This window comes from Avibacterium volantium (assembly GCF_900635775.1).
Lineage (GTDB): Bacteria > Pseudomonadota > Gammaproteobacteria > Enterobacterales > Pasteurellaceae > Avibacterium > Avibacterium volantium.
In genome coordinates this window covers 919,083-943,652 of record NZ_LR134167.1, presented here as the reverse complement: position 1 = coordinate 943,652, position 24,570 = coordinate 919,083, and the positions used below count along the sequence as shown (strand labels likewise).

The following is a 24,570-nucleotide window of genomic DNA, read 5'->3' as shown; positions in this document are numbered from 1 at the left end:
ACTCCTTTGATTTTTATTGTTTTACTACTTGTTGTTCTAGCCAATAAGCCGCACCTAATAAACCTGCATCAGCGCCAGATTGAGCGGCTTCAACAGGGCATTGATAAAACTTGGGCATTGTCTGTAAATATTGTTGTACTAAAGGCAAATAACCTTGCGCCAAACCCACACTACCGCCTAGCACCACTTTTTGAATATCTAGGCTAATCACCATATCGGCAATTAAATTGGCAATGGCTTGTGCGGAACGTTGCACAAGTGCGGTGGCTTTTTCGTCATTTTTTCTAAAGCGTTCAAACACTTCTTTTGGTGAACAAGGTTCTGCCCATTGTGAAGACACCGCCTCAATGGCACGTCCTGATGCAATGGCTTCCACACAACCTTTACGCCCACAACCACACATTGGCCCGTTGGGATCAGCGAGGGTATGGCCAATATGCCCAGCAATGCCGTTCTCGCCTGTGGTTAATTCGCCATTTAAAATAATTCCACCGCCCACGCCAGTAGATACGGTAATAAATAAGAAATTTTTCACCGCACTTTGATTTTGTTCTTGTAATTGATATTCCGCACAGACCGCAGCTTGCACGTCATTGAGTAAGCCAATGGGCTTATCGGTGTAACGCGCAATGCACGCTTTCAGTGGAAAATTAGCAAGGCCACCCAAATTTTTCGGATTTAATGCGGTTAGCACGCCACGATTAATAATCCCTGTGGACGCCACGGCCACCGCATCAAACTGCCCTGCATAGCCTGTAACTAAGGTTTTTAACGCCTGCTCCATTCCTTGTGCAGACTGATCTTGAGGGGTGCTAATTTGCTGGCGTTGTGAAATCACGCCATTTTCCACCAATGCGGCGGCAATTTTTGTGCCACCAATATCTAATGCTAAACAACGCATACGCCGTCCTTGTGTTAGTTATGATTTTGCTGATTTCACCGCACTGGCAAACCAGCTCACAATATGTTCTAAGCGAGTGAGCGCCGATCCCACGGTAACCACATCTGCGCCAATTTCAAGGGCTTTTTTCGCCAGTTCTGGGGTGTTGTAACGCCCCTCCGCCATCACATAACAGCCTGCGGCTTTGAGATCTTTCACTAGCTGATAATCAGGCTCATCAGGCACTTCACCGCCTGTGTAGCCCGACATTGTGCTGCCCACAATATCAAAGCCGAGTTTTTGGCAATACAGCCCTTCTTCTAAGTTCGAGCAATCGGCCATCGCCAAACAGCCTAATTCTTTGATTTTTTTCACCGCACTTTCAAGGGATACAGGACGCGTGCGCAGCGTGCCGTCCACGGCAATAATGTCTGCCCCTGCCGCTGCTAAATCTTCAATATCCTGCAAAAACGGCGTAATGCGCACAGGGCTATCTGGCAAATCACGTTTTACAATCCCAATAATGGGCTTATCCACCACAGGGCGAGTGGCTTTTAAGTTTTCGACTCCTTCAATTCGCAATCCAGCCGCGCCTCCTTGCACTGAGGCTTGTGCCATTGCCGCCACGATTTCAGGCTTATCCATCGGACCGTCATCAACAGGTTGGCAAGAGGCAATAAGCCCGTAACGAATCTGGTTTAGCACATCTTGATGTGACAATTTTGACATATAAACTCCAAGATATTTTTAAGAAAGGAAGTTAATTTTCGCTGGGTGCTAGGATAGACCTCTGAAAATAAAATACAAGAAAAATAGTTTAAAAGTGAGATCTAGATCATAAATTGGAGTAAAATTTCATAAAACAATTTGAAAAAACTCCACTCGCCTTGTATTTTAAAAGGGAAATACGTTTTTTGCTGAAAATGCTGTTTCTCTCCTCTCAAACCAAAATTAGGATTTTCTTGAAATATTACTTCATTAAAATTTGAGAATGAAAGCATTACAAGGCAAATCTGTTTCGCATTTCATTATGGATAAATATCGCACTATTTAGTTGAACATCTTTGGAGTTCCTATGAAATATTTCAATAAATTAGAAGAATGGGTGGGTGGCGTTTTATTCCTCGTCATTTTTATCATTCTTCTTGCCCAAATCATCGCTCGCCAAGTTTTTGATTCTCCGTTTATCTGGAGTGAAGAGCTGGCTCGCTTACTCTTTGTTTATGTCGCTATGTTTGGCATTAGTATGGCAACGCGTTCGCAACAACACGTTTACATCGACTTTCTCACCAATTTAATGCCTGAGAAGGTGCGAAAAGCCATCAACTCTTTTGTTCAACTGATTATCTTTGCTTGTATTTTCTTGTTTATCTATTTAGGTTTCAAAGTCTTTTTAGATGCTAGCTTTGAAATTGTATCCTTGCAGATTTCGGAAAAATGGCTTTATGCGCCTCTGCCATTCATTTCAATTTTAGTGTTTGTTCGCTTTCTGCAAGCGCAAAGTGAAAATTACAAAAATCAACTGAGCTATTTGCCTGCCACTTTCTACATTATTTTCGCTTTGCTTCTGTTTGCAATTTTGATGACTCACCCAGAATGGTTCAAAGCCTTGCGCATTAGCAACTACATCAAACTTGGCAGCAATGCGGTGTATGTCTGCTTAATTGTGTGGCTTGTGATTATGTTCCTTGGCACACCTGTGGGCTGGTCGCTATTTATTGTTACTATTTTATATTTCGCAATGACCCGCTGGAATGTGGTCAATTCTGCCTCATCAAAATTAGTTGATAGCCTAAACAGCTTCCCACTGCTTTCCGTGCCGTTCTTTATCCTAACGGGGATTTTGATGAACACAGGCGGCATAACCGAACGGATTTTCAACTTCGCCAAAGCCTTGTTAGGCCATTATTCTGGCGGTATGGGACACGTTAATATCGGCGCAAGTTTGATTTTCTCTGGAATGTCAGGTTCAGCACTAGCAGACGCTGGTGGCTTAGGTCAGCTTGAAATTAAAGCAATGCGTGATGCCGGTTATGATGATGATATTTGTGGAGGGATCACGGCGGCATCTTGTATTATTGGCCCCCTTGTACCACCAAGTATTGCGATGATTATTTATGGTGTGATCGCCAATGAATCTATCGCCAAACTCTTTGTCGCAGGCTTTGTACCTGGGGTTTTACTCACGATTGCATTAATGGCGATGAACTATGCCATTGCGAAAAAACGTCATTATCCAAGAACGCCAAAAGCCTCACTACAACAACGTTGTGAAGCATTTAAAAAAGCCATTTGGGCAATCCTCACCCCAATTTTAATTATTGGCGGCATTTTCTCTGGCTTGTTCACCCCAACTGAAGCCGCCGTGATCGCCGCTGCCTACTCCATTATTATTGGAATGTTTGTGTACCGCGAACTCACGCTCAAAATGGTATTCAAAAGCTGTGTGGAAGCAATGGCAATCACTGGGGTAACCGCCCTAATGGTGATGACGGTAACCTTCTTCGGCGATATGATCGCTCGTGAGCAAGTGGCTATGCGCATTGCCGATCTCTTTATGGCAGTAGCTGATACACCAACAATGGTGCTTATTATGATCAACTTGCTACTCTTATTCTTAGGAATGTTTATTGATGCCCTTGCGCTACAATTCTTAGTGCTACCAATGCTCATTCCAATCGCGGTGCATTTCGGCATTGATCTGGTCTTCTTTGGCGTGATGACCACATTAAATATGATGGTGGGCATTTTAACACCGCCAATGGGAATGGCATTGTTCGTGGTAGCCCGTGTGGGGAATATGCCAGTGAGTACGGTAACCAAAGGGGTTCTACCATTCTTAATCCCTGTGTTTACTACCTTGGTGCTTATCACTATCTTCCCACAAATTATTACCTTTATACCAAATCTCTTAATGCCATAAGAGAAAAGCAAAAACAAAGTGCGGGTGAAATTCACCCGCTTTTTTATCGCCAATTTATCACTAAAAATTCCGAAAAAAAGCACCGCACTTTGATTTTTAGAAAAATCCTTTTTGCAAAAAATGGAGTATCATTTCATATAAAAAAATGCTTAATGCGTTTAAAACCAAGTCATTTCAAGAAAAAATACGTTTAAAAGTTTTTTCAACCTTTTTTCAATTTTGTGATACAGCTCTCAGTAATGAAATATTACTTCATTTATTATATAGCCATTAGGACATTTCCTCCGTTGTTTGGCGTTGTCGTATCCCCAAAGAGAAATATGCCCTAACTATTTAGATTGAAATGTTCTGTTCACTCTGCAAATCAATGAAAGGAGAATTGCAATGAAATTAAACAAACTTGCTCTTGCTACATTATGTTTAGGTCTATCTAGCTCGGTGTTTGCCGCAGACTATAACTTAAAATTTGGTATGGTTGCTGGTACAAGCTCCAATGAATACAAAGCCGTTGAGTTCTTCGCAAAAGAAGTGAAAGACAAATCTCAAGGTAAAATTGAAGTTGCAATTTTCCCAAGCGCTCAACTTGGTGATGACCGCGTAATGTTAAAACAACTTAAAGACGGCGCATTAGACTTCACCCTTGCAGAATCTGCCCGTTTCCAAATTTTCTATCCTGAAGCGGAGGTGTTTGCACTGCCTTATATGTTGAAAAATTTTGATGTGGCGAAAAAAGCGGTGTTAGAAACCAACTTTGGTAAAAACTTATTCGCTAAAATCAATAAAGAATTAGGCGTGAGCGTGCTTTCTATAGGTTATAACGGTACTCGCCAAACCACCTCAAACCGCCCAATTAACAGCATTGCGGATATGAAAGGCTTGAAACTTCGTGTGCCAAATGCGGCGACTAACCTTGCTTTCGCGAAATATGTCGGTGCAACCCCAACACCAATGGCGTTCTCTGAAGTGTATCTTGCGTTACAAACCAATGCGGTAGATGGCCAAGAAAACCCATTACCAACCATTCAAGCGCAAAAATTCTATGAAGTGCAAAAATACTTAGCGTTAACCAACCACATTTTAAATGACCAACTTTACGTTATCAGTAATGAAACCCTTGATGAGTTACCTGATGATTTGAAAGCTGTGGTGAAAGAAGCTGCACTTAAAGCTGCAGATTATCACACCAAATTATTTGTGGACGGTGAAAATGAGTTAATCGCTTTCTTCCAAGAAAAAGGCGTAACCGTAACAAAACCAGATCTTGCACCGTTCAAAGCGGCGTTACAACCATACTACGATGAATACTTGAAAAAGAATGGTGAAGTTGGAAAACAAGCTGTAGCAGAAATCTCTGAGTTAGCTAAATAGCGGTTTGCTTACTCAATTTATTAAGCAATAACCTTAACGACAAGAGGTCAATATGAAAAAAACAGCATTACACAGTGCATTATTTGCTGCCATTGCAATGACAGCCTTTGCTGCACAAGCAAGCCAATACCCTGATTTGCCTGTAGGGATTAAAAGCGGAACAGGGGCATTAATTGGCGATACCGTTTATGTAGGTTTAGGAACGGGTGGAGATAAATTCTATTCTCTTAATTTAAAAGAGAAAGACGCTAAATGGCAAGAACTGCCAGCTTTCCCAGGTGGAAAACGTAATCAGCCTGTTTCTGCTGGCGTAGATGGTAAGCTCTATGTGTTTGGCGGTTTCCAAGATACTGATGTGGCGAAAAATCAAGTGATTAATGATGCTTATCGCTATGATCCAGAAACAAACTCTTGGACAAAATTGCAAACTCGCTCACCACGTTCAGCTGTGGGCGCAAGTGTGGCAGAAACGAACGGTAAAATTTATTTTGTAGGCGGAATTAACCAAGAAATTTGGAACGGACTTTTCCAAGACATCGCAGCCGCAGGTGGCGATAAAGACAAAGAAAAAGCCATTTTTGATCCTTATTTCAATTTACGCGTACAGGATTTCTTCTTCTCACCAGAAATTGTCAGCTATGAGCCAGCCACCAATACTTGGCGTAACGAAGGCATTTTCCCATACTCAGGACGAGCAGGGGCAGCTGTAGCAATTAAGGATAACAAACTTCTTGTTGTAAACGGAGAAGTAAAAGCAGGATTGCGAACCCAGACCACGGAACTTGGTACAATCGGTAAAAATGGAGTTACTTGGAAAAAATTAGGTGATTTACCAACACCGAAAGGGCAAAAACAACAAGAAGGTATTGCAGGTGCAATGGGGGGCTACACCTACGGTAACTATATCGTAACCGGTGGGGCAAACTTCCCGGGCGCGCGAGCAAATTATCAAAATGGTATCACCGATGCACATCGCACTGGTGGGTTGAAAAAAACTTGGCATAGTGATGTTTATGCACTCAATGCCAAAAAAGGCACTTGGAAAATCATTGGTAACTTACCAGAGCCGATTGGTTATGGGGTAAGTGTCAGCTATGATAACAAAGTGCTATTAATCGGTGGTGAAGGTCAAGGAGGAAAAGCGCTCACCGCAGTTCAAACAATGAGTTATGACGGAAAAAAACTGGTTGTTGAATAAAACATACCGATAAACATAATCTAAAGCCTCGTCTAACGAGGCTTTTTTCATAAAATTGCCAAAATTACACCGCACTTAAAAATATCCATTTATAGTCGTTTAAGTTCAAAATAAGACAAGGCAACAAGCCGCAGACAGTACAACTAGTACGGCAAGGCGAAGTAACACAGTATTATTTTGAAATCAAACGACTATACTACAAATGTTACTCATTTCAAGGTAAACTATCGCTACGTTCAATTGACGAGAAAATTTATGCGTTTATTAATTTTTATTTTGGCGGGTTTTGCCTTACTTTTTCAATACAATTTTTGGTTCGGCAAAAACGGTTATTTAGATTACAAAAACACCGAAAAAGAAATCACCCTTCGCCAACAAGAAAATGAAAAACTTTCCCAGCGTAATCAAGTGATTGCGGCAGAAATTAAAGATCTCAAAGAAGGGGTGGACGCCATTGAAGAGCGCGCCAGATTACAGCACGAAATGGTAAAAAATAACGAAACTTTTTATCGCATTGTGAAAGAGCATAAGTAAAGGACATCAATAATGAAACATTCGCCCCGTGAAATTATTGCCGTTGTCCCAGCAGCGGGTATTGGCAGCCGTATGCAAGCGGATAAACCGAAACAATATTTAAAAATTCAGGGAAAAACCATTCTTGAGCATACCCTTGAAGTGCTAATTCACTACCCTGCCATTAGCCAAATCATTGTGGCGGTAACCTCCAGCGATCCTTATTTAGCGGAAATCGACTTACTCAATCATTCAAAAATTCAGCTTGTTGAAGGGGGAAAAACACGGGCGGAATCTGTGCTAAACGGCTTACAACAAATTAAAAACAACGCGAACACTTGGGTTATGGTACACGATGCCGCACGTCCTTGTCTGACTCATCAAGATCTCGATAAATTATTACAAATCAACGACATCAATGGGGCAATTTTAGCCATTCCAGCCGTGGACACCATAAAACGCACAAATTCAAGCTTACAAATTCAACAAACAGAAGATCGCTCACAACTTTGGCTTGCTCAAACGCCCCAATTTTTCCCCGCTCAAACACTAAAACACGCCTTACAGCAAGCCTTAGACAACGATTTCACCATCACAGATGAAGCCTCTGCAATGGAGTTAATGGGCTTTCACCCTCATCTCGTGGCAGGCAGAAGTGATAATCTCAAAATCACCCGCCCTGAAGATTTAGCGTTGGCGGAGTTTTATTTAAGTCGCAGAACAGCACTTACTTCATCATAAGCAAAAAGAAAGGGCAACGTTTCCTTTGCCCTTCATTTCAAAAACTCAAATTATTTCAACCGCTCTTTTGCTTCAGCAATGGCTTCTGCCACACGCAGTGGAGACACCCCACCTTTGGCGCAGCGTTTATCTAAGCAGGATTGTAGCGATAGGATCTCATATACATCATCGCTGATCACATCGCTAAATTGGCGGAATTCTTCTAAACTCAGATCTTCTAAGCCTTTGTGTACGCTGATGGCGTAAACCACGGTTTCGCCCACAATGTGGTGAGAATCGCGGAATGGTACGCCTTTCGCCACTAAATAATCGGCTAGCTCGGTCGCATTTGAGTAGCCTTTTAGTGCCGCTTCACGGGTGCGCTCAACGTTCACTTTAATATCATCTAACACGAAAGTCGCCATATCTAAGCAGTCTTGCCAAGTATCCAAAGCATCAAAAATACCTTCTTTGTCTTCTTGCATATCTTTGTTATAAGCCAGTGGCAAGCCTTTTACTGTCATTAACATTCCAGTTAGCGCGCCCATTACACGGCCAGCTTTACCACGAATGAGTTCGCAAGCATCAGGATTTTTCTTCTGTGGCATTAAGGAAGAACCCGAAGTAACGCGGTCAGAAAGCTCCACGAAATCTGCTTCACCGCTGTTGAAGATAATCATATCTTCCGCAAAACGTGAAAGATGAGCCATACTTAACGAAGCGGTGGAAAGCAATTCGATAATGTGATCGCGGTCGGAAACGCTATCTAAGCTGTTACGGGTTGCCATTGCAAAGCCGAGATCCTGTGCTAATTGCTCACGATCAATTGCATACGCCGTGCCAGCTAACGCACCGCTTCCCAAAGGACAAGTATTCATTCGGTGATAAGCGTCCGTGAGGCGAGAATAATCACGCTCAAGCATTTCCACATAAGCCATACACCAATGGGCGAAAGTGATGGGCTGCGCACGTTGCAAGTGGGTATAACCCGGCATTACGGCGTGTTGATTGTTTTCTGCGGTTTCCACCAATTTGGTCTGCAAGGCACGAATGGAATATTGCAACTCGGTTACACGCTGTTTGCACCACATTTTGATGTCTAACGCCACTTGGTCGTTACGGCTACGTCCTGTGTGCAATTTTTTACCCAGATTTCCCACTTTGTTGATGAGTTTACTTTCTACCCAGCTGTGAATGTCTTCAGCGTCATCTTGCAAAATACCTTGCAAATTCGACCGCACTTCAATCAGCAGTTCGTTTAAGGCTTGCTCTAATTGTTGCTGTTCTTGCGCGCTTAACACGCCAACGCTAACCAAGGCTTTTGACCAGCCGATTGAGCCTTCAATATCCTGTTCTGCAAGGCGATAGTCAAAGCGTAGTGAATCGTTGAAATCTTTAAAACGTTTATCTGCTGCTTGTGTGAAACGTCCACCCCAAAGTGCCATAGTTTATCCTTATCTTTTTGATTTTTATGATTAAAAAATGTAGAGGCGAACCCAAATGTTCGCCCATACCAAATTGCTTTACGTTTAAGGTAAAATTCTGGTGCCGATTATCTCACCTGCAAAAAGTGCGGTCAATTTTTCTGGATATTTCCAGTTAGCAATATCCACGCCTGTGTTAAGCATTTTTGCTGCATCTAAGGCAGCATTAACCTTCACGATCATTCCGTCTGTAATCACATCTTGTTGAATAAGTTGTTGAATTTGTTCGCTATTAAGCTGTGGCAAGCGTTGTTTATTGGCATCTAAAACGCCATCAACATCAGAAAGCATCACCAGATCGCCGCCAATTAATGCGGCAATTGCCGTTGCCGCTTGATCTGCATTGACGTTCATTAAACGCCCTTGATCGTCTACCGCAATGGAGCTAATAATGGGTAGAAAAGCTTCGCTTAGCAAGGTATTCAAAAGCGTAGGATTATTTGGCTTCACATTGGCAACGTGGCCAAGTTCTTCATCAAAAGCTTGGGCACTGGTGAGTTTGCCATCTGCCAAACAAAGCCCCACGGGGTTGAGATTAAATTTCGCCGCTTGTGCCACCAAGGTTTTATTGGCAATGCCTGCCAGCGCACCGACGATAATATCAATTTGATCTGCTGGCGTTACTCTTAAGCCATTTTTCTTTTGTACAGGCAATGCAAGGCGCTGCATTAATTCGTCCACCACGCAACCACCGCCGTGTACGATAAGCAAAGGGCGGTCGAAATTTTGCTGATAATTTGCCAGTGCGGTAAACAGATTTTCCATTGCTTGCGGGGTATCTAATAGCACACCGCCTAATTTAATTACTAAAGGTTTCATTCTTTTCTTCCACTAAATTAATCCCAAGGTTTCCGCAAAACCATAACGAATATTGGCACATTGCACCGCTTGTGCTGCCGCGCCTTTAAGCAGATTATCTTCTGCGCCAACAATGATAATGTAGCCATTTTTCACTGCAAAACCGATGTCGCAATAAGGCGTAAATTCCACCGCTTTAATGCTTGGCAAGCCTTGTTCATAAATACGAACAAGAGGACGATGCGCATAATATTGCTGATAGGCTTCACGGATTTGCTGTTCACCTACACCATCTTTCAATTTAGCTGTAATGGTGGCTAAAATGCCCCGTTTAAAATTACCTAAGTGCGGGGTAAAAATCACTTCTGTGCCTAAATGGGTGGCAATTTCAGGCTGATGACGGTGGTTAAATACGCCATAAGCATTCAGGCTGACCTCGCAAAAACTATTCGTGAGCGATGCTTTGCGTCCTGCGCCGCTTACCCCACTGACTGCATTAATAATAGGTAACTGATTGAGATCTAATAAATTATTTTCAATTAATGGTTTTAAACTCAGTTGCGACACCGTTGGATAGCAACCAGCTACTGCCACTAAATCCGTTTGCGCAATGGCACTGTCATTCCATTCAGCTAAACCATAAACCGCTTTTTCTAATAATTCAGGATAGCGATGTTCAAAACCATAATATTGTGGATAAAATTCCGCATTATTCACCCGAAATGCGCCAGATAAATCAAATACTTTACATTGATTTTGCAAGAAAATTGGCGCAAGATCGTGGCTAACTTCGTGTGCGGTGGCTAAAAAGACCAGATCATTTTGTTGTGCAAGTGCGGTTAAATTTTCGTCCAAAGGTTGCAACGGTAAATCAACAATCTGCTTCAGTTGTGGATAAATATCAGAAATGGCTTTATGCGCATCTTGGCTTTGCGCTGAAACATATAATCCATTGAGCTGAAATGCAGGGTGCAGGGTTAGAATACGAGCCAATTCAGCCCCTGTATAACCACTTGCCCCAATAATAATGGCTTTTTGCATAGAACACCTTGTAGATAAAAATATAACACTTGATTAATTATGCTATTATTGTGCATAATTAATCATAAATCAACCTTTAATTTAATACAGGATAAACTTAATGAAAAAATTGCCGCCTTTCCTTGAAATGTACTCTCAGCTTATCGCATTGCCCACTATTAGTAGCGTAGAAGCAGAATTTGATCAATCGAATAAAGCCTTAATTGAATTGCTTGCCACTTGGCTTGGTGATCTAGGCTTTAAAACCAACATTATTCCCGTGGAAGGCAGCCGAAATAAATTCAATTTATTAGCCACCTATGGCGAAGGGGAAGGAGGATTATTGCTCGCAGGGCATACGGACACCGTGCCTTTCGATGAAGGGCGCTGGCATTTTGAGCCTTTTAAACTCAGCGAAAAAGACGGCAAATTTTACGGCTTAGGCACAGCAGATATGAAAGGGTTCTTTGCGTTTGTGCTAGAAACCTTACGTCATATTGATCTCAGTAAACTAAGCAAACCGTTGCGGATTCTTGCTACCGCTGATGAAGAAACCACACTTTTGGGTGCACGCACCTTCAGCCAGCACAGCCATATTCGCCCAGATTGTGCCATTATCGGCGAGCCAACTTCCTTAAAACCCGTGCGCGCGCATAAAGGACATATCGGGCAAGCGGTGCGAATTATAGGGAAAACAGGGCATTCCAGTGATCCTGACAAAGGCATCAATGCCATTGAATTAATGCACGAAGCCACAGGTTATTTAATGGAAATGCGTAATGAGTTAAAGGAAAAATATCATCATTCCGCCTTTGCTATTCCTTATCCGACAATGAATTTTGGCGCAATCCACGGCGGCGATGCGGTAAATCGTATTTGTGCGTGCTGCGAACTGCATTTTGATATTCGCCCGTTGCCACAAATGCGTCTAGAAGATCTGAATGAAATGCTACAAGAAAAGCTCCGTCCAATGTTTGAAAGATGGGGTGATCTTATTTCACTCAAAGCCTTACACGAACCCACCCCAGGTTATGAATGCGAACATTCCGCTCAAGTTGTCCAAGTGGTGGAAAAATTACTTGGCGAAAAATGCGAAGCGGTGAATTATTGCACCGAAGCCCCTTTCATTCAACAACTTTGCCCAACATTAGTGCTAGGCCCCGGTTCAATCGAACAAGCCCACCAACCCGATGAATATCTCTCCGCCGAATTTATCAAACCTACTCACGAACTGTTGAGTAAGTTGATTGGGCATTTTTGCTAACGCAGAGATTTGCTAAAAATAAAAAGTGCGGTGATTTTTCACCGTATTTTTTGCGTCATTGTGCTAAGATACGCCCCTTTTTCTTTCCCATTCTTTTTAAGGAAATTTTATGGATTTATTAATGAATATTCTCGGCTATTTTGGCACTGCATTAGTGGTGCTTTCATTTATGACCAACTCACTATTAAAATTACGTTTGTTAAATGCCACAGGTGCTTTTTTCGTTACCATTTATGCGATCTACACAAATGCCTTACCGGTAGTGCTGTTAGACGGTTTTATCGTTATCATCAATGTTATTCAGCTGATTAGACATCGTAAAAACACGACAAGCCTTCAATCTCACTAAGGACTTGAGAAAGAACGCCCATCATCCCCCTGAGCGTTCTAACAACACCAACACTTCATAATGCGCCGTATTAGGGAACATATCAAAAAGTTGGATTTTTTGTGCTTGGTAGTTGGCTAATTCTTGCAAATCTTTGCCCATTGAAACCGCATTGCAGCTGGAATATAAAATAAAGTGCGGTTGTAATTTATTGAGAAATTGAGCCAACTCTTTGCCGATGCCACGGCGTGGCGGATTGACGATCAGCAAATCTGGTTTTTCATTTTGTGCTAAAGCGAAATTTGCTGCATCTAAGGACTGAAACTTCACCTGCGCTAACCCCAATTTTTCTGCTGACAAGCTAGCACTAGCAATCGCTGATGGGGAAATTTCAATGCCAGTTAATTGCACGTTTACGCCTTTTTGTTGCAAGATCGCCGCACAATGTAAACCAAAGCCACCTACGCCGCAAAACAGATCCCAGATTTTGCTAATCGGAAGATCTTTAATCCATTGCTGTGCCGTGCCGTATAAGCCTTCTGCCACCTTTGGATTGGTTTGGAAAAAGCTTTGTGGGCGAATAAATAACGGAATTTTGTTAAAACTTTCAGCGAGCTGCTTTTGTTCCGTGAGAAAAATTTCTTCTTCACCTTCTAAAATTGCCGCGTGTTTAGGCTGAATATTCAGGCTCACCACCTTTATTTGTGGCAAGTTTGCCAATAATTGTGGTAATTCTCGCTGAATAAGAGCCAGTTTGGCGGTAGATCGCAACACAAAACGCAACATTAATGTGCCGTTACTTTGGCTTTCGGTAAGCAAAATATATTTCAGTTCACCTTTGCGTTTTGCGATATGATAAGGCACTAAGCCCGCGCGCCCGATAAAGGTTTTTAATTGGGCAAAAATCTCAGCGAAATGTGCAGGGTAGAGCAAACAATCGGATAAATCCACCGCACTTTGTGGATCATTGGGATCGGTCAAAATGCCTAAAATCGGGCGTTCCACCGAACCGCTCACCACCATTTTCGCTTTATTACGAAAACCTTGTTGCGCAGAAGTATAAGCTGGCAACCATTTAAGCTGTGATTGATCAAGCCCATTAAGTTGTTGAACTAAATGGGCTTTTTTCTTATCAAGCTGTTTGGTATAAGGCATTTCAAGCCATTGGCAAGAACGGCATTGTCCTGCCATAAAGTGCGGACAAACTGGCATTGCTGACATTTAGACGCTCGCTAACCAAGTTTGTTGAAGTGCGGTCAATTTTTGCTGATTTTCTTGCCAACGGCTTGAGCGTTCAAGGCGTTGCCAATCAGACTTTCTACGCTTAAACAGGCGTTGCAAACGTTGTTGGCGAAGGGCATATTGCTCAGGGGATTCTTGCGGTTGGAAATGATCTAGCACTTGGATCACGCCCTCACGCTCATTGCAAAGCAATAGTAAATCACAGCCCGCATTAAGGGATTGCTGACAACGCGCCACAAAATCGCCCATAAAACCCGCACCTTTCATTCCCAAATCATCAGAGAAAATCGCCCCTTTAAAGCCAAGCTGTTGGCGGAGTACTTGTTGTAACCAGTAAGCAGAGCCGCTAGCAGGTTGCGGATCGCATTGCGTATAAATGACGTGCGCAGGCATCACGGCATCAAGATAATTTTCCGCGATGAGCTGTTGAAATGGCACAATATCTTGATTAAAAATCTCTGCTTTTGGGCGTTCATCATAAGGCGTTTCAAGGTGAGAATCTGCCAGAACCTGTCCGTGTCCAGGGAAATGCTTGCCTGTGCTGGCCATTCCTGCTTGCTTCATTCCAATAATAAATTGACGTGCAAGATCAAGGGTTTGTGCGGCTTCATCGTGAAAACTGCGATCACCAATAGCACGGCATTGATGGCCTAAATCCAGCACGGGTGCAAAACTTAAGTCAATATCCAGTGCGATCATTTCTGCAGCCATTTGCCAGCCAGCTTGCAATGCCATTGCTTGTTGCTGTTGCGGATCAGCGATTAGGCTAGCGAAACTTTGCATTGCGGGCAGTTGAGTAAAGCCTGCACGAAAACGTTGTACACGCCCGCCTTCTTGATCAACGGTAATCAATAAGGGTTTCTTTACTTTCTGCCGTAAGGTGGCGACAAGATGTTGAATTTGCTCACGATCATAAAAGTTACGGGTAAATAAAATTACGCCAGCAACTAAGGGGTGCGCAAGCAATTCTAATTCTTCTTGGCTAACTTCTTGTCCAGTAAGATCGATAAGTAACGCTGACATTGAAATCCTTATTGCAATTTATTCAAACGAAGATATAAACGGTAATTGGCGCTTTGTTCCGTTGGCGGAACAGGCGTTAAGTTGGTTTGTTGGCTTGGTTGCAGCAGCAAACTAGAGGGCGCGTTTAAATTCGGCTCTTCCCCTTGGGTTACGCCATTTTTGTCATACCAAAAGAAATAATAAGCCACATCAAGCTGCTGCTGACTTTTGTTTTTCAGCCAAACATTGTTGTGGCGTAATTTTGTTTCAATCAATGGCGCGAGATTGGCTTCTACATTTAAAATAGGCTCATTTTCGCTCACAATATTTTGCGAAAGCGTGGAGCTACAAGCCGCAAGCAATAGGCTTAATCCGCACAGAAAAAACAGTTTTTTCATTATTTTGCCAACATTTTTCCTAAAGGTTCACCACCAAGTAAGTGCATATGTAAATGATACACTTCTTGTCCACCGTGTTTGTTGCAATTAACGATAAGGCGATAGCCATCTTGCGCAATGCCCTCTTGCTCAGCTAACTTAGCCGCCACAGTAAATAAACGCCCTAATGCCACTTCATCTTGTTCGGTAACCTCATTCACGGTTGGAATCAGTTTATTCGGAATAATCAAAATATGGGTTGCCGCTTGCGGTGAAATATCACGAAATGCGGTGACTAATTCATCTTGATAGACGATATTCGCGGGGATTTCTTTACGAATAATTTTGCTGAAAATGGTTTCTTCTGCCATAGGAAGTCCTTATATTTTAAAGGGATATTTAGAGGTAAACACAATATTTATCGCTCACTTTTTATTCGCTCATTAATTGCTATTTTGCGATAAATTAAGTGCGGTTATTTTTATCAGAAAAGTCCCCAAATAGCAATTTGCAATCTATTTGTTAAATTTATGTTAATGCAAAACTTATTTTTTATTTCAATATGTTACACAAATGTAAACAAATTTGATTTTGAACAAATTTTATAAAAAATAAAATTTTTTTTAGTTTTAAGTTGTAGGTTTATACCTTAGAATAGGCACAGTTAATTTTTGTAGGGTGTGTGATGAAAAAAGAAAACTCTGTCAGCTTTATGGCAACGCCAACAGAAATGGCTCAATTTGCCGAAGATGTCGGTACATATAAAGCAACGAAAAATCAATTCTATTCTTTTCTTTCCGCAATTTCAGCAGGAGCGTTTATTGCGCTTGCTTTCGTCTTTTATACCACCACGCAAACAGGGTTAGCGAATGTGTCTTGGGGATTGGCTAAACTGGTTGGCGGTTTAGTGTTCTCTGTGGGCGTGATTATGGTGGTTGTCTGTGGATCTGAATTATTCACTTCATCAACAATGACATTGGTAGCGCGTGCAGGACAACGAATTAATACCATTCAAATGTTACGCAACTGGGTTGCCGTTTATGCAGGTAATTTTGTGGGGGCAATCATCATTGCAGGCTTAATTTGGTTTGCTGGGCAAACAATGGCGGCCAATGGACAATGGGGCTTGACGATTTTGAAAACAGCCCAACATAAGATTCATCATAGCTGGTTTGAAGCTTTTAGCTTAGGAATTTTATGTAATATTATGGTGTGCATTGCGGTGTGGATGAGCTATGCGGGAAAAACCTTAACAGACAAAGCCTTTATTATGATTTTACCGATCGGCTTGTTTGTTTCTTCAGGCTTCGAGCATAGTGTGGCGAATATGTTTATGATTCCCCTTGGGATCATCACAGCCCATTGTAGTTCAGCCGAGTTTTGGCAATCCCTTGGGCTAAATGCTACACAATTTGCTGATTTAGATGTTTATCATTTTGTCGTAAAAAATCTTATTCCTGTTACGCTTGGTAATATCGTTGGTGGCGGGGTATGTATTGCATTAATGCAGTGGTTTACTAACAAACCACATTCACATTAGTTTGGCGTAAGAGCGGTTGTTTTTTCGCCGTTTTTACATAGTTAAAATTTTATTTACGTTAAAGGAAAATAGTAATGACTCAACTAACAGAAGCGCAAAAAAAAGCGTGGGAAGGTTTTACTCCAGGTGACTGGCAAACCGAAGTAAACGTACGCGATTTTATTCAAAAAAACTACACCCCTTATGAAGGTGATGAATCATTCCTTGCAGGTGCAACAGAAGCGACTACGAAATTATGGAATGATGTAATGGAAAAAATTAAGGTTGAGAACAAAACTCACGAACCTTATGACATTGATACAGATATGCCATCAACCATTACTTCTCACAAACCAGGTTACATTGAAAAAGACTTGGAAAAAATCGTGGGCTTACAAACTGATGCACCATTAAAACGTGCCATTATGCCTTACGGTGGGATCAAAATGGTAAAAGGTTCGTGCCAAGTTTATCGCCGCGAATTAAAACCTGAAATTGAACATATCTTTACAGAATATCGTAAAACCCATAACCAAGGGGTATTTGATGTTTACACCCCAGATATTTTACGTTGCCGTAAATCTGGCGTAATTACTGGTTTACCAGATGCTTATGGCCGTGGCCGTATCATTGGGGATTATCGCCGTTTAGCCCTTTACGGTGCTGATTTCTTAATGAAAGATAAATTCAACCAATTTAATTCATTACAAGAAAAATTAGAGCGTGGTGAAGATATTCAAGCGACAATTCAATTACGCGAAGAAATTGCTGAACAACACCGTGCATTGGGTAAAATTAAAGAAATGGCAGCCTCTTACGGCTTTGATGTTTCTAACCCAGCAACTAACGCACAAGAAGCGGTGCAATGGACTTATTTCGCTTATCTTGCAGCAGTGAAATCACAAAATGGTGCGGCGATGTCTTTTGGTCGTGTTTCTACTTTCTTAGATATTTATATTGAACGCGATCTTAAAGCGGGCAAAATCACTGAACAAGAAGCACAAGAATTAATCGACCACCTTGTAATGAAATTGCGTATGGTGCGTTTCTTGCGTACTCCAGAATACGATCAATTATTCTCTGGCGACCCAATGTGGGCAACAGAAACATTGGCAGGTATGGGCTTAGACGGTCGTACATTAGTAACCAAAAACAGCTTCCGTATCTTACACACCCTTTACACAATGGGGCCTTCACCAGAGCCAAACTTAACCATTCTTTGGTCTGAACAGTTACCAGAAGCGTTCAAACGTTATTGTGCGAAAGTATCTATTGATACGTCATCTGTACAATACGAAAATGATGACTTAATGCGTCCAGACTTCAACAGTGATGACTATGCGATCGCTTGTTGTGTAAGCCCGATGGTTGTGGGTAAACAAATGCAATTCTTCGGTGCGCGTGCGAACCTTGCAAAAACCTTGTTATACGCAATCAATGGTGGTATTGATGAAAAATCAGGTATGCAAGTAGGCCCTAAAACTGCCCCAATTACGGATGAAGTGTTAGACTTCGATACAGTAATGGAACGTATGGACAGCTTTATGGATTGGCTTGCTACCCAATACGTTACTGCATTGAACATCATTCACTTTATGCACGATAAATATGCCTATGAAGCGGCATTAATGGCATTCCACGATCGTGATGTATTCCGCACAATGGCTTGCGGTATCGCAGGGCTTTCTGTGGCAGCAGACTCATTAGCTGCGATCAAATACTCTAAAGTGAAACCAATTCGTGGCGACATCAAAGATAAAGATGGCAACGTAGTGGCATCTAATGTTGCTATCGACTTTGAAATCGAAGGGGAATATCCACAATTCGGTAACAACGACAGCCGTGTTGATGATTTAGCGGTAGATTTAGTTGAACGCTTTATGAAGAAAATTCAAACGCATAAAACTTACCGCAACGCAACCCCAACACAATCTGTTCTTACTATTACATCTAACGTGGTTTATGGTAAGAAAACAGGTAACACCCCAGATGGTCGCCGTGCTGGTGCGCCATTCGGGCCGGGTGCAAACCCAATGCACGGACGCGATCAAAAAGGTGCGGTAGCTTCATTAACTTCTGTGGCGAAATTACCATTTGCTTACGCGAAAGACGGTATTTCTTACACCTTCTCAATCGTACCAAACGCATTAGGTAAAGATTACGAAGCGCAAAAACGTAACCTTGCAGGCTTAATGGACGGTTACTTCCACCACGAAGCGACTGTTGAAGGCGGACAACACTTAAACGTGAACGTAATGAACCGTGAAATGTTGTTAGATGCAATGGAAAACCCAGAAAAATATCCACAATTAACCATTCGTGTTTCTGGTTACGCCGTGCGTTTTAACTCTTTAACTAAAGAGCAACAACAAGACGTAATTACCCGTACTTTCACGCAAACAATGTAACTAAAAATGTAGTAAATTTTTAGAAAATAAAAAAGGGAACATAGAGAAATCTATTGTTCCCTTTACTTTATCTGCTATAATAAGTGCGGTAGTTTTTTACCGAATTTTTTAATGACTTTCCTACAACTTACTTTTCTACAGGAGAAGCGATGAAAAACACAAAATTCAAACTAGCTGTACTCACCCTTTCTTCCCTTTTTGCACTCACTGCTTGCACTTCAAGCCAGCAAAATGCGGAACAACAATTACAAGAGCAAGCGGTATTAGGCTTAAACTGGGTACAACAATCAGGGGAATACCAGGCCTTAACTTACCAAGCCTTTAATCTGGCAAAAGTGGCATTCGATCAAGCGAAAGCGGCTAAAGGTAAAAAGAAAGCGGTTGTGGTTGATCTTGATGAAACAATGATGGATAACAGCGCTTATGCAGGCTGGCAAGTGCAAACAGGCACAGGGTTTAATGGCGAAGATTGGACTCGCTGGGTCAATGCGCGTGAAACTGCTGCAGTGCCGGGGGCGGTAGAATTTAATAATTATGTTAATACCCACAACGGTAAAGTGTTCTACGTTTCTAACCGTAAAGATGCTACAGAAAAAGCCGCAACCCTTGATGATCTAAAAACCCTTGGCTTTATCGGGGCAAGTGAAGACGTGCTTTATTTGAAAAAAGACAAATCAAATAAATCCCCTCGCTTTGCTGAAATTGAAAAATTGGGCTACGACATCGTCCTTTATGTTGGCGATAACCTTAACGATTTTGGCGATGCCACCTATAAAAAATCTAACGCAGAACGCCGCGCTTTCGTTCAACAAAATAGTAAGCAATTTGGTAAAAAATTCATTATGTTACCAAATCCAAACTATGGCGATTGGGAAGGTGGTTTAGCTAAAGATTATTACAAAGGTGATGATCAAAGCCGTGTCAAAATTCGCCACGATGCTATCAAAGCGTGGAGTGGAAAATAAGTTTTTTCGCTAAGATTACGCTATAATACACAATCTGCCTTGCTGTTAGGCAGATTGATTTCCATTTAATGCTTTTTTGAAAGCCTTAAATAGAAATTAACGATTTTACATTCTCTCTAACAAAGGAACATTATGTCTGTTTTAGCTCGCTACCATTCTTATGAATCTTGCGGCACGGTTGATGGCCCGGGAATCCGTTTTATCCTGTTTTTGCAAGGCTGCTTAATGCGTTGCAAATACTGCCATAACCGCGATACTTGGGATCTACACGGCGGAAAAGAAATTTCCGTAGAAGATCTAATGAAAGAAGTGGTTACTTATCGCCATTTTATGAATGCTTCTGGCGGTGGCGTTACTGCCTCTGGCGGTGAAGCCGTGTTACAAGCAGAGTTTGTGCGCGATTGGTTTCGTGCTTGTAAAAAGGAAGGTATTCATACTTGCTTAGACACCAACGGATTTGTTCGTCATTATGATCATATTATTGATGAACTGCTTGATGTTACCGATTTAGTGCTACTCGATCTGAAAGAACTCAATGATCGCGTACACCAAAATTTGATTGGTGTGCCTAATAAACGCACCTTAGAATTTGCTCGATATTTACAAAAACGCAACCAGCCTGTATGGATTCGCTATGTGGTTGTGCCGGGCTGGACAGACAGCGATGAAGACGTGCATTTGCTTGGGCAGTTCATTCAAGATATGCACAATATTGAAAAAGTTGAGCTACTCCCCTACCACCGCCTTGGCGCACATAAATGGGAAGCGATAGGGGAAAAATACGAACTGGAAGATGTTAAACCACCAACAAAAGAATCCCTTGAGCATATCAAGCAAATCCTTGAAAGCTATGGGCATAAGGTGAGTTATTAATGGGGAAGATTATCCTTCCCCCTCCCCTCGTTTTCCTTGCTTGTGCGGGCGGAATGTATTTGCTTCCGCCCTTTGGATTATTTCACCTTTCTACACTTCTTATTTTGCCTATAGTGTTACTCGCAAGCCTTATCACCATTTGTAGCCTTTGGCAATTTCATCAAGCTAAAACCACGATCAGTCCGCTGTCGGTAGAAAAAACTTCGCAGCTTATCACAACAGGCATTTATGCGTTTAGCCGCAATCCGATGTATCTTAGTTTATGGTTGATTTTACTCAGCTGGTTTTTATGGCTAGGCAATGGGCTGGCAATTTCGGGGCTGATTTTCTTTGTTCTCATTATGAACCAGTTTCAAATTAAGCAAGAAGAACAAGTGCTATCACGGCTTTTCGGCAAAGCCTATCAACAATATTGCCAGCAAGTTAGACGCTGGATATAACTCACTGCACAGAAAGTGCGGTCATTTTTTAGTATTTTTTTCTACGCAAAAACTGTTTCACTTTTTCTTTCGGCAAGCGGTAGAAAATTAAGGCCATAAAAATTAAGCCGCAGCCTAGTGCCTTATGGGCTGTGAGTGGTTCGTGGAAAATTAGCATACTCAAAAACAGCGTCCATACCGGCTCAAGCAGCATAATTAATGCAGCATTACCGACACTGGAATATTTCTGCCCGAGCGTTTGCAGTAAAAAACGGAAATTAGTGGCGATCAACACACTAACAGCCAACCACCCCCAAGTTTCATTAGGAATATTCGCAGGCCAAGTTTCCATAAACATTGAATACAAACCACATAAAATCCCAACCATAGCAAGCTGAATGGTGGTGAGTGGCAACACAGGAATGTGCCGTGCATAATGATGATTAAGCACAAAATAGCTAGCCGCCAATAATGAAGTGAGCAAATATAGGCTGTTATCGGAAGAAAGATCAAAGCCATTGTTGCCTAAGGCAAGAAAGTACAAGCCTAAAACCGCAATGGGTAAACAGAGCCAAAAACTCGATTGTGGCTTTTGTTTAAACACGATCCAAGCGAGCAAAGGTGCGATCAACATTGATAAACTAGTAAGAAACGCACCTTCACCGAAATTGGTATTATTGGTGATGGCTAGAATCCAAACGCCAAGAAAAACTGCAAAAACACCACCAATTAGTACCGCACTTATCACTTGTTGGCGGCTTAAACGGCGTAAGTGAACGTAAGCAAAGGGCAGAAAAACCAGTGCGGCAAGAAAAAACCGCAAACCGATAAATCCTACCGAGGGCAAAGCATCAATGGCATATTTTGAAAAAAACCAGCCAATAGCGGCCGAAATGGTCACAAATAAAAGGATAATTTCCCCACGATAACGTTCTAACATTGTTGTTCCTTATAAATAGCACGCCATAACCACGGCGTTTTCTCGCCCACCGTCTAACGTTGGATAATAATTTTTGCGAATATCTACTTCGTTAAAGCCGCATTGCAGATAAAGTTTTTGCGCAATTTCATTGGATTGACGCACTTCTAACCATAACGTCAAAATGCCCTGCTCACGCAATTCATCAATTAACGAATGCAATAATTGCTTTCCTAAGCCTTGCCCTTGATAAGTTGGGTCAATGGCAAGGTTGAATAGAGTGGCTTCATCAAGCACTTTTTGGCAAATAGCAAAGCCGATAATACGTTGATCTTTCTCTAATTTTAAATTGAAATAACGCTCGCCTTGATTATTTTTTAATGTACCTAATGACCAAGGTACAAGATGCGCTTGCTGTTCGATTTCAAATAATCGATCAAAATCCTGAGATAGAATCGGGGAAATTTTTACCATTATGGGTTAATTCCTTGAATTTGTTGCCATAATTTACGTTTTTCTTGTGGGCTTTCCATAAAGGTTTGCCAGTCTGGCGAGCGCCATTGGCTCAACGCTTTTTGACAATAAGGTAAAGTGCGGTGGATTTTTTCAGAATTTTCACTTAATAGCCAATAATGCACTTCGTGGCTAACGTGAAGATGAGGGATAAAATCAAAATGGATCGCTAAATATTCATTTTGCTTTAGATCTAAGCCGCGCAAAATATCTTCTAATAACCGCGTAGGGGGATTTTCGGTTTCACTAATGATCACCAACCGCACCTGCTCATCAATAGGAATATTTACCACGCCTTGCAAACTTTCAGGGCGTACCAGTTGCCATTGGGAAAGCCCCATTTCTTGTAACAGAAGTTGATGCCGTTTCATTATGTTACCGTTGATTAAGAAAATTGCTGTATTGTAAACATTTAGCAAAGGTTCATCAAATAAAGCAAAATATTTCAGCATAAAAAATGCGGTGGAAACCCCCACCGCACTTAACATTAATACTTCATAACAAGAATTTATATAATCAGTTCAAACAAGCCCTTAAGCTATTTTTAAATAGGTTAATGCTTGTTTACATTCTCGACAAAAATACACCGCACTTTGCTTTTGCACTTTGTTGTGACGGCGTACGCTAAGATCGTGAGTGCGGCAACCACAGCGGTAAGTAAAGGTTTTCCCCTGCACACTTTTAACATCTAAATTGTGGTAAATTTCCGCAGGTTGCTGGAAAATGTTTTCCATCACCGCTTTCCATTCTTTGCCGTGCGGCGCTACTCGCCCAAACACTTGATAAACAATTAAATGGGCTAATTCGTGCGGAACAATTTGTTGCAAAAAATAGTCAGAATTTTCCAATAATAAAGTGCGGTTAAAACGGATTTCATTTTTCTGTAAATATGCCACACCCGCTTTCACCCCACGCAATTGGTAACTCACTATTGGCATTGGAAAAGTGCGTTGAAAATGTTGCTCCGCCAGTTGCAAATAATGGCGTAACTGGCGAAGAATTTGTATATTAAGTAAACGTAATGAAGAATGAGTGTCTGGCATAAATAAAAAATATAGCTAAATTTCTTTTATCCAATATAAGAACAAAAAGGATAAAATCAATTCAGCTATATTTAAAGTGTAATAATTTTTAAGGGGCTGTAGTAGATTAGCAACAATACTATACTACAAAAATGAAGATAACATATTGTAAATTAAAGAAATCTATACAGAAAAAACTGCTTGAGTTTTTTGTTGCAGAAGTTACTGCAAGAACAGCAGCAAATTTGCTAGATATTCAACCGAATACAGCCGCTTTGTTCTACCATAAAATCAGGCTTGTGATTGGCTATCATTTATCCCTTGAAGTTAACGAGATTTTTGAGGGGGAAATTGAACTAGACGAAAGCTATTTTGGTGGTCATCGAAAGGGAAAACGAGGACGAGGAGCGGCTGGAAAAGTTGCTGTTTTTGGGTTACTAAAACGACAAGGAAAGGTATTTACTGTTGTGGTTGAAAACACCAAGAGTGAAACATTACTCCCTGTTATTAAAAGAAAAATCAAGCCTGATAGCTGGGTTTATACGGACACTTATCGCAGTTATGATGCGCTTGATGTGAGTGAATTTCACCACGAACGAATCAATCATTCCGAGCTATTTGCGGTGAAACAAAATCATATTAATGGCATTGAAAATTTTTGGAATCAGGCGAAGCGGATACTGCGAAAATATAATGGAATTAACCGAAAAAACTTTCCTTTATTCTTGAAGGAATGTGAATTTCGGTTTAACTTTGGGACACCAAAAGAGCAGTTAAAAATATTGCGAAAATGGTGTGAAATTTAGGGCTAATCT

General features: G+C 41.5%; 26 protein-coding genes. 13 read left to right on the top strand and 13 right to left on the bottom strand.

Annotated elements, in window-relative coordinates:
• Window positions 1–13: 13 nt before the first annotated feature.
• On the bottom strand, window positions 14–901 hold the full coding sequence (locus tag ELZ61_RS04625) for an N-acetylmannosamine kinase (protein ID WP_126371804.1): 888 nt from the start codon (window positions 899–901) through the stop codon (window positions 14–16).
• Window positions 902–919: 18 nt separating this feature from the next.
• The gene (locus ELZ61_RS04620; protein WP_126371803.1) at window positions 920–1,609 is read right to left on the bottom strand and encodes an N-acetylmannosamine-6-phosphate 2-epimerase; all 690 of its coding nucleotides are present in this window, start codon (window positions 1,607–1,609) and stop codon (window positions 920–922) included.
• A gap of 346 nt (window positions 1,610–1,955) precedes the next feature.
• Between ELZ61_RS04620 and ELZ61_RS04615 the strand changes: the two genes are divergently transcribed.
• The 5 genes from ELZ61_RS04615 (at window position 1,956) to ispD (ending at window position 7,623) form a co-directional block, all read left to right on the top strand.
• Window positions 1,956–3,803, top strand: a complete 1,848-nt coding sequence (locus ELZ61_RS04615; RefSeq protein WP_126371801.1) for a TRAP transporter large permease subunit — start codon at window positions 1,956–1,958, stop codon at window positions 3,801–3,803.
• 384 nt (window positions 3,804–4,187) lie between these two features.
• Window positions 4,188–5,171, top strand: a complete 984-nt coding sequence (locus ELZ61_RS04610) for a sialic acid TRAP transporter substrate-binding protein SiaP (RefSeq protein ID WP_126371799.1) — start codon at window positions 4,188–4,190, stop codon at window positions 5,169–5,171.
• A gap of 52 nt (window positions 5,172–5,223) precedes the next feature.
• Complete coding sequence (locus tag ELZ61_RS04605; RefSeq protein ID WP_126371797.1) at window positions 5,224–6,369, top strand: N-acetylneuraminate epimerase; 1,146 nt, start codon at window positions 5,224–5,226, stop codon at window positions 6,367–6,369.
• Between the two features lie 255 nt (window positions 6,370–6,624).
• Entirely contained in the window at window positions 6,625–6,903 is a 279-nt protein-coding gene (gene ftsB / locus ELZ61_RS04600; RefSeq protein ID WP_103853356.1) for a cell division protein FtsB, read from the top strand.
• 12 nt (window positions 6,904–6,915) lie between these two features.
• On the top strand, window positions 6,916–7,623 hold the full coding sequence (gene ispD / locus ELZ61_RS04595) for a 2-C-methyl-D-erythritol 4-phosphate cytidylyltransferase (RefSeq protein ID WP_126371795.1): 708 nt from the start codon (window positions 6,916–6,918) through the stop codon (window positions 7,621–7,623).
• Window positions 7,624–7,673: 50 nt separating this feature from the next.
• Here ispD and argH read toward each other — a convergent pair whose 3' ends face one another.
• From argH to argC, 3 genes are all read right to left on the bottom strand, one after another.
• Window positions 7,674–9,047 (bottom strand): argininosuccinate lyase, encoded by a 1,374-nt coding sequence (gene argH, locus ELZ61_RS04590; RefSeq protein WP_103853358.1) that lies wholly within the window; start codon window positions 9,045–9,047, stop codon window positions 7,674–7,676.
• Between the two features lie 84 nt (window positions 9,048–9,131).
• Window positions 9,132–9,905 carry an acetylglutamate kinase gene (gene argB / locus ELZ61_RS04585; protein ID WP_126371794.1) on the bottom strand — a complete coding sequence of 258 codons (774 nt, stop codon included), beginning with the start codon at window positions 9,903–9,905 and terminating at the stop codon, window positions 9,132–9,134.
• 12 nt (window positions 9,906–9,917) lie between these two features.
• Complete coding sequence (gene argC / locus ELZ61_RS04580) at window positions 9,918–10,925, bottom strand: N-acetyl-gamma-glutamyl-phosphate reductase (RefSeq protein WP_126371791.1); 1,008 nt, start codon at window positions 10,923–10,925, stop codon at window positions 9,918–9,920.
• 100 nt (window positions 10,926–11,025) lie between these two features.
• Here argC and argE point away from each other — a divergent pair, with 100 nt between their 5' ends.
• Both argE and ELZ61_RS04570 read left to right on the top strand, forming a co-directional pair.
• Window positions 11,026–12,168 carry an acetylornithine deacetylase gene (argE, locus tag ELZ61_RS04575; protein ID WP_126371789.1) on the top strand — a complete coding sequence of 381 codons (1,143 nt, stop codon included), beginning with the start codon at window positions 11,026–11,028 and terminating at the stop codon, window positions 12,166–12,168.
• Between the two features lie 109 nt (window positions 12,169–12,277).
• The gene (locus ELZ61_RS04570) at window positions 12,278–12,517 is read left to right on the top strand and encodes a CBU_0592 family membrane protein (protein WP_103854699.1); all 240 of its coding nucleotides are present in this window, start codon (window positions 12,278–12,280) and stop codon (window positions 12,515–12,517) included.
• Window positions 12,518–12,538: 21 nt separating this feature from the next.
• On the opposite strand, the gene rlmC is transcribed toward ELZ61_RS04570, so the two are convergent.
• The 4 genes from rlmC to hinT are packed head-to-tail and all read right to left on the bottom strand — an operon-like array spanning window position 12,539 to window position 15,488.
• Entirely contained in the window at window positions 12,539–13,708 is a 1,170-nt protein-coding gene (gene rlmC / locus ELZ61_RS04565; protein WP_126373590.1) for a 23S rRNA (uracil(747)-C(5))-methyltransferase RlmC, read from the bottom strand.
• Window positions 13,709–13,717: 9 nt separating this feature from the next.
• Entirely contained in the window at window positions 13,718–14,761 is a 1,044-nt protein-coding gene (gene nagZ / locus ELZ61_RS04560; protein WP_126371787.1) for a beta-N-acetylhexosaminidase, read from the bottom strand.
• A gap of 8 nt (window positions 14,762–14,769) precedes the next feature.
• Window positions 14,770–15,138: a YcfL family putative periplasmic lipoprotein gene (locus tag ELZ61_RS04555; RefSeq protein WP_126371785.1), complete on the bottom strand. Its 369-nt coding sequence runs from the start codon at window positions 15,136–15,138 to the stop codon at window positions 14,770–14,772.
• A complete protein-coding gene (hinT, locus tag ELZ61_RS04550; protein WP_103854702.1) occupies window positions 15,138–15,488 on the bottom strand; it encodes a purine nucleoside phosphoramidase in 351 nt (116 codons plus the stop codon). The genes ELZ61_RS04555 and hinT overlap by 1 nt, the downstream gene beginning before the upstream one ends.
• A 314-nt stretch (window positions 15,489–15,802) precedes the next feature.
• Between hinT and focA the strand changes: the two genes are divergently transcribed.
• The 5 genes from focA (at window position 15,803) to ELZ61_RS04525 (ending at window position 21,322) form a co-directional block, all read left to right on the top strand.
• Window positions 15,803–16,657, top strand: coding sequence for a formate transporter FocA (gene focA, locus ELZ61_RS04545; RefSeq protein ID WP_126371783.1), 855 nt, complete (start codon window positions 15,803–15,805; stop codon window positions 16,655–16,657).
• A 74-nt stretch (window positions 16,658–16,731) separates the two neighbouring features.
• Window positions 16,732–19,044, top strand: a complete 2,313-nt coding sequence (gene pflB / locus ELZ61_RS04540; RefSeq protein ID WP_126371781.1) for a formate C-acetyltransferase — start codon at window positions 16,732–16,734, stop codon at window positions 19,042–19,044.
• Between the two features lie 149 nt (window positions 19,045–19,193).
• Window positions 19,194–20,009 carry a 5'-nucleotidase, lipoprotein e(P4) family gene (locus tag ELZ61_RS04535; RefSeq protein ID WP_126371779.1) on the top strand — a complete coding sequence of 272 codons (816 nt, stop codon included), beginning with the start codon at window positions 19,194–19,196 and terminating at the stop codon, window positions 20,007–20,009.
• A gap of 132 nt (window positions 20,010–20,141) precedes the next feature.
• On the top strand, window positions 20,142–20,882 hold the full coding sequence (gene pflA, locus ELZ61_RS04530; RefSeq protein WP_126371777.1) for a pyruvate formate lyase 1-activating protein: 741 nt from the start codon (window positions 20,142–20,144) through the stop codon (window positions 20,880–20,882).
• Window positions 20,882–21,322 carry a methyltransferase family protein gene (locus ELZ61_RS04525; RefSeq protein WP_126371776.1) on the top strand — a complete coding sequence of 147 codons (441 nt, stop codon included), beginning with the start codon at window positions 20,882–20,884 and terminating at the stop codon, window positions 21,320–21,322. The genes pflA and ELZ61_RS04525 overlap by 1 nt, the downstream gene beginning before the upstream one ends.
• A gap of 28 nt (window positions 21,323–21,350) precedes the next feature.
• On the opposite strand, the gene ELZ61_RS04520 is transcribed toward ELZ61_RS04525, so the two are convergent.
• From ELZ61_RS04520 to ELZ61_RS04505, 4 genes are read right to left on the bottom strand one after another with little or no spacing between them, the layout of a single operon-like run.
• On the bottom strand, window positions 21,351–22,241 hold the full coding sequence (locus tag ELZ61_RS04520) for a DMT family transporter (protein WP_126371774.1): 891 nt from the start codon (window positions 22,239–22,241) through the stop codon (window positions 21,351–21,353).
• Window positions 22,242–22,250: 9 nt separating this feature from the next.
• Window positions 22,251–22,694: a ribosomal protein S18-alanine N-acetyltransferase gene (rimI, locus tag ELZ61_RS04515; RefSeq protein ID WP_126371772.1), complete on the bottom strand. Its 444-nt coding sequence runs from the start codon at window positions 22,692–22,694 to the stop codon at window positions 22,251–22,253.
• On the bottom strand, window positions 22,694–23,221 hold the full coding sequence (locus ELZ61_RS04510) for a DNA polymerase III subunit psi (RefSeq protein ID WP_241969736.1): 528 nt from the start codon (window positions 23,219–23,221) through the stop codon (window positions 22,694–22,696). The genes rimI and ELZ61_RS04510 overlap by 1 nt, the downstream gene beginning before the upstream one ends.
• 45 nt (window positions 23,222–23,266) lie before the next feature.
• Entirely contained in the window at window positions 23,267–23,776 is a 510-nt protein-coding gene (locus ELZ61_RS04505) for a SprT family zinc-dependent metalloprotease (protein ID WP_126371770.1), read from the bottom strand.
• A gap of 131 nt (window positions 23,777–23,907) precedes the next feature.
• Here ELZ61_RS04505 and ELZ61_RS04500 point away from each other — a divergent pair, with 131 nt between their 5' ends.
• On the top strand, window positions 23,908–24,561 hold the full coding sequence (locus tag ELZ61_RS04500) for an IS1595 family transposase (protein WP_021724593.1): 654 nt from the start codon (window positions 23,908–23,910) through the stop codon (window positions 24,559–24,561).
• Window positions 24,562–24,570 lie beyond the last annotated feature (9 nt).

What these genes read in the sequence shown, in the direction of transcription:
- ELZ61_RS04615 (WP_126371801.1), top strand. Translation starts at nt 1,956, where the DNA reads ATGAAATATTTCAATAAATTAGAAGAATGGGTGGGTGGCGTTTTATTC.
- ELZ61_RS04610 (WP_126371799.1), top strand. Translation starts at nt 4,188, where the DNA reads ATGAAATTAAACAAACTTGCTCTTGCTACATTATGTTTAGGTCTATCT.
- ELZ61_RS04520 (WP_126371774.1), bottom strand. Translation starts at nt 22,241, where the DNA reads ATGTTAGAACGTTATCGTGGGGAAATTATCCTTTTATTTGTGACCATT.
- ELZ61_RS04620 (WP_126371803.1), bottom strand. Translation starts at nt 1,609, where the DNA reads ATGTCAAAATTGTCACATCAAGATGTGCTAAACCAGATTCGTTACGGG.
- ftsB (WP_103853356.1), top strand. Translation starts at nt 6,625, where the DNA reads ATGCGTTTATTAATTTTTATTTTGGCGGGTTTTGCCTTACTTTTTCAA.
- ELZ61_RS04505 (WP_126371770.1), bottom strand. Translation starts at nt 23,776, where the DNA reads ATGCCAGACACTCATTCTTCATTACGTTTACTTAATATACAAATTCTT.
- argH (WP_103853358.1), bottom strand. Translation starts at nt 9,047, where the DNA reads ATGGCACTTTGGGGTGGACGTTTCACACAAGCAGCAGATAAACGTTTT.
- pflB (WP_126371781.1), top strand. Translation starts at nt 16,732, where the DNA reads ATGACTCAACTAACAGAAGCGCAAAAAAAAGCGTGGGAAGGTTTTACT.
- focA (WP_126371783.1), top strand. Translation starts at nt 15,803, where the DNA reads ATGAAAAAAGAAAACTCTGTCAGCTTTATGGCAACGCCAACAGAAATG.
- ELZ61_RS04525 (WP_126371776.1), top strand. Translation starts at nt 20,882, where the DNA reads ATGGGGAAGATTATCCTTCCCCCTCCCCTCGTTTTCCTTGCTTGTGCG.
- rlmC (WP_126373590.1), bottom strand. Translation starts at nt 13,708, where the DNA reads ATGCCAGTTTGTCCGCACTTTATGGCAGGACAATGCCGTTCTTGCCAA.
- ELZ61_RS04535 (WP_126371779.1), top strand. Translation starts at nt 19,194, where the DNA reads ATGAAAAACACAAAATTCAAACTAGCTGTACTCACCCTTTCTTCCCTT.
- argE (WP_126371789.1), top strand. Translation starts at nt 11,026, where the DNA reads ATGAAAAAATTGCCGCCTTTCCTTGAAATGTACTCTCAGCTTATCGCA.
- argC (WP_126371791.1), bottom strand. Translation starts at nt 10,925, where the DNA reads ATGCAAAAAGCCATTATTATTGGGGCAAGTGGTTATACAGGGGCTGAA.
- ELZ61_RS04605 (WP_126371797.1), top strand. Translation starts at nt 5,224, where the DNA reads ATGAAAAAAACAGCATTACACAGTGCATTATTTGCTGCCATTGCAATG.
- hinT (WP_103854702.1), bottom strand. Translation starts at nt 15,488, where the DNA reads ATGGCAGAAGAAACCATTTTCAGCAAAATTATTCGTAAAGAAATCCCC.
- nagZ (WP_126371787.1), bottom strand. Translation starts at nt 14,761, where the DNA reads ATGTCAGCGTTACTTATCGATCTTACTGGACAAGAAGTTAGCCAAGAA.
- ELZ61_RS04500 (WP_021724593.1), top strand. Translation starts at nt 23,908, where the DNA reads ATGAAGATAACATATTGTAAATTAAAGAAATCTATACAGAAAAAACTG.
- ELZ61_RS04555 (WP_126371785.1), bottom strand. Translation starts at nt 15,138, where the DNA reads ATGAAAAAACTGTTTTTTCTGTGCGGATTAAGCCTATTGCTTGCGGCT.
- argB (WP_126371794.1), bottom strand. Translation starts at nt 9,905, where the DNA reads ATGAAACCTTTAGTAATTAAATTAGGCGGTGTGCTATTAGATACCCCG.
- ispD (WP_126371795.1), top strand. Translation starts at nt 6,916, where the DNA reads ATGAAACATTCGCCCCGTGAAATTATTGCCGTTGTCCCAGCAGCGGGT.
- ELZ61_RS04625 (WP_126371804.1), bottom strand. Translation starts at nt 901, where the DNA reads ATGCGTTGTTTAGCATTAGATATTGGTGGCACAAAAATTGCCGCCGCA.
- ELZ61_RS04570 (WP_103854699.1), top strand. Translation starts at nt 12,278, where the DNA reads ATGGATTTATTAATGAATATTCTCGGCTATTTTGGCACTGCATTAGTG.
- pflA (WP_126371777.1), top strand. Translation starts at nt 20,142, where the DNA reads ATGTCTGTTTTAGCTCGCTACCATTCTTATGAATCTTGCGGCACGGTT.
- ELZ61_RS04510 (WP_241969736.1), bottom strand. Translation starts at nt 23,221, where the DNA reads ATGTTAAGTGCGGTGGGGGTTTCCACCGCATTTTTTATGCTGAAATAT.
- rimI (WP_126371772.1), bottom strand. Translation starts at nt 22,694, where the DNA reads ATGGTAAAAATTTCCCCGATTCTATCTCAGGATTTTGATCGATTATTT.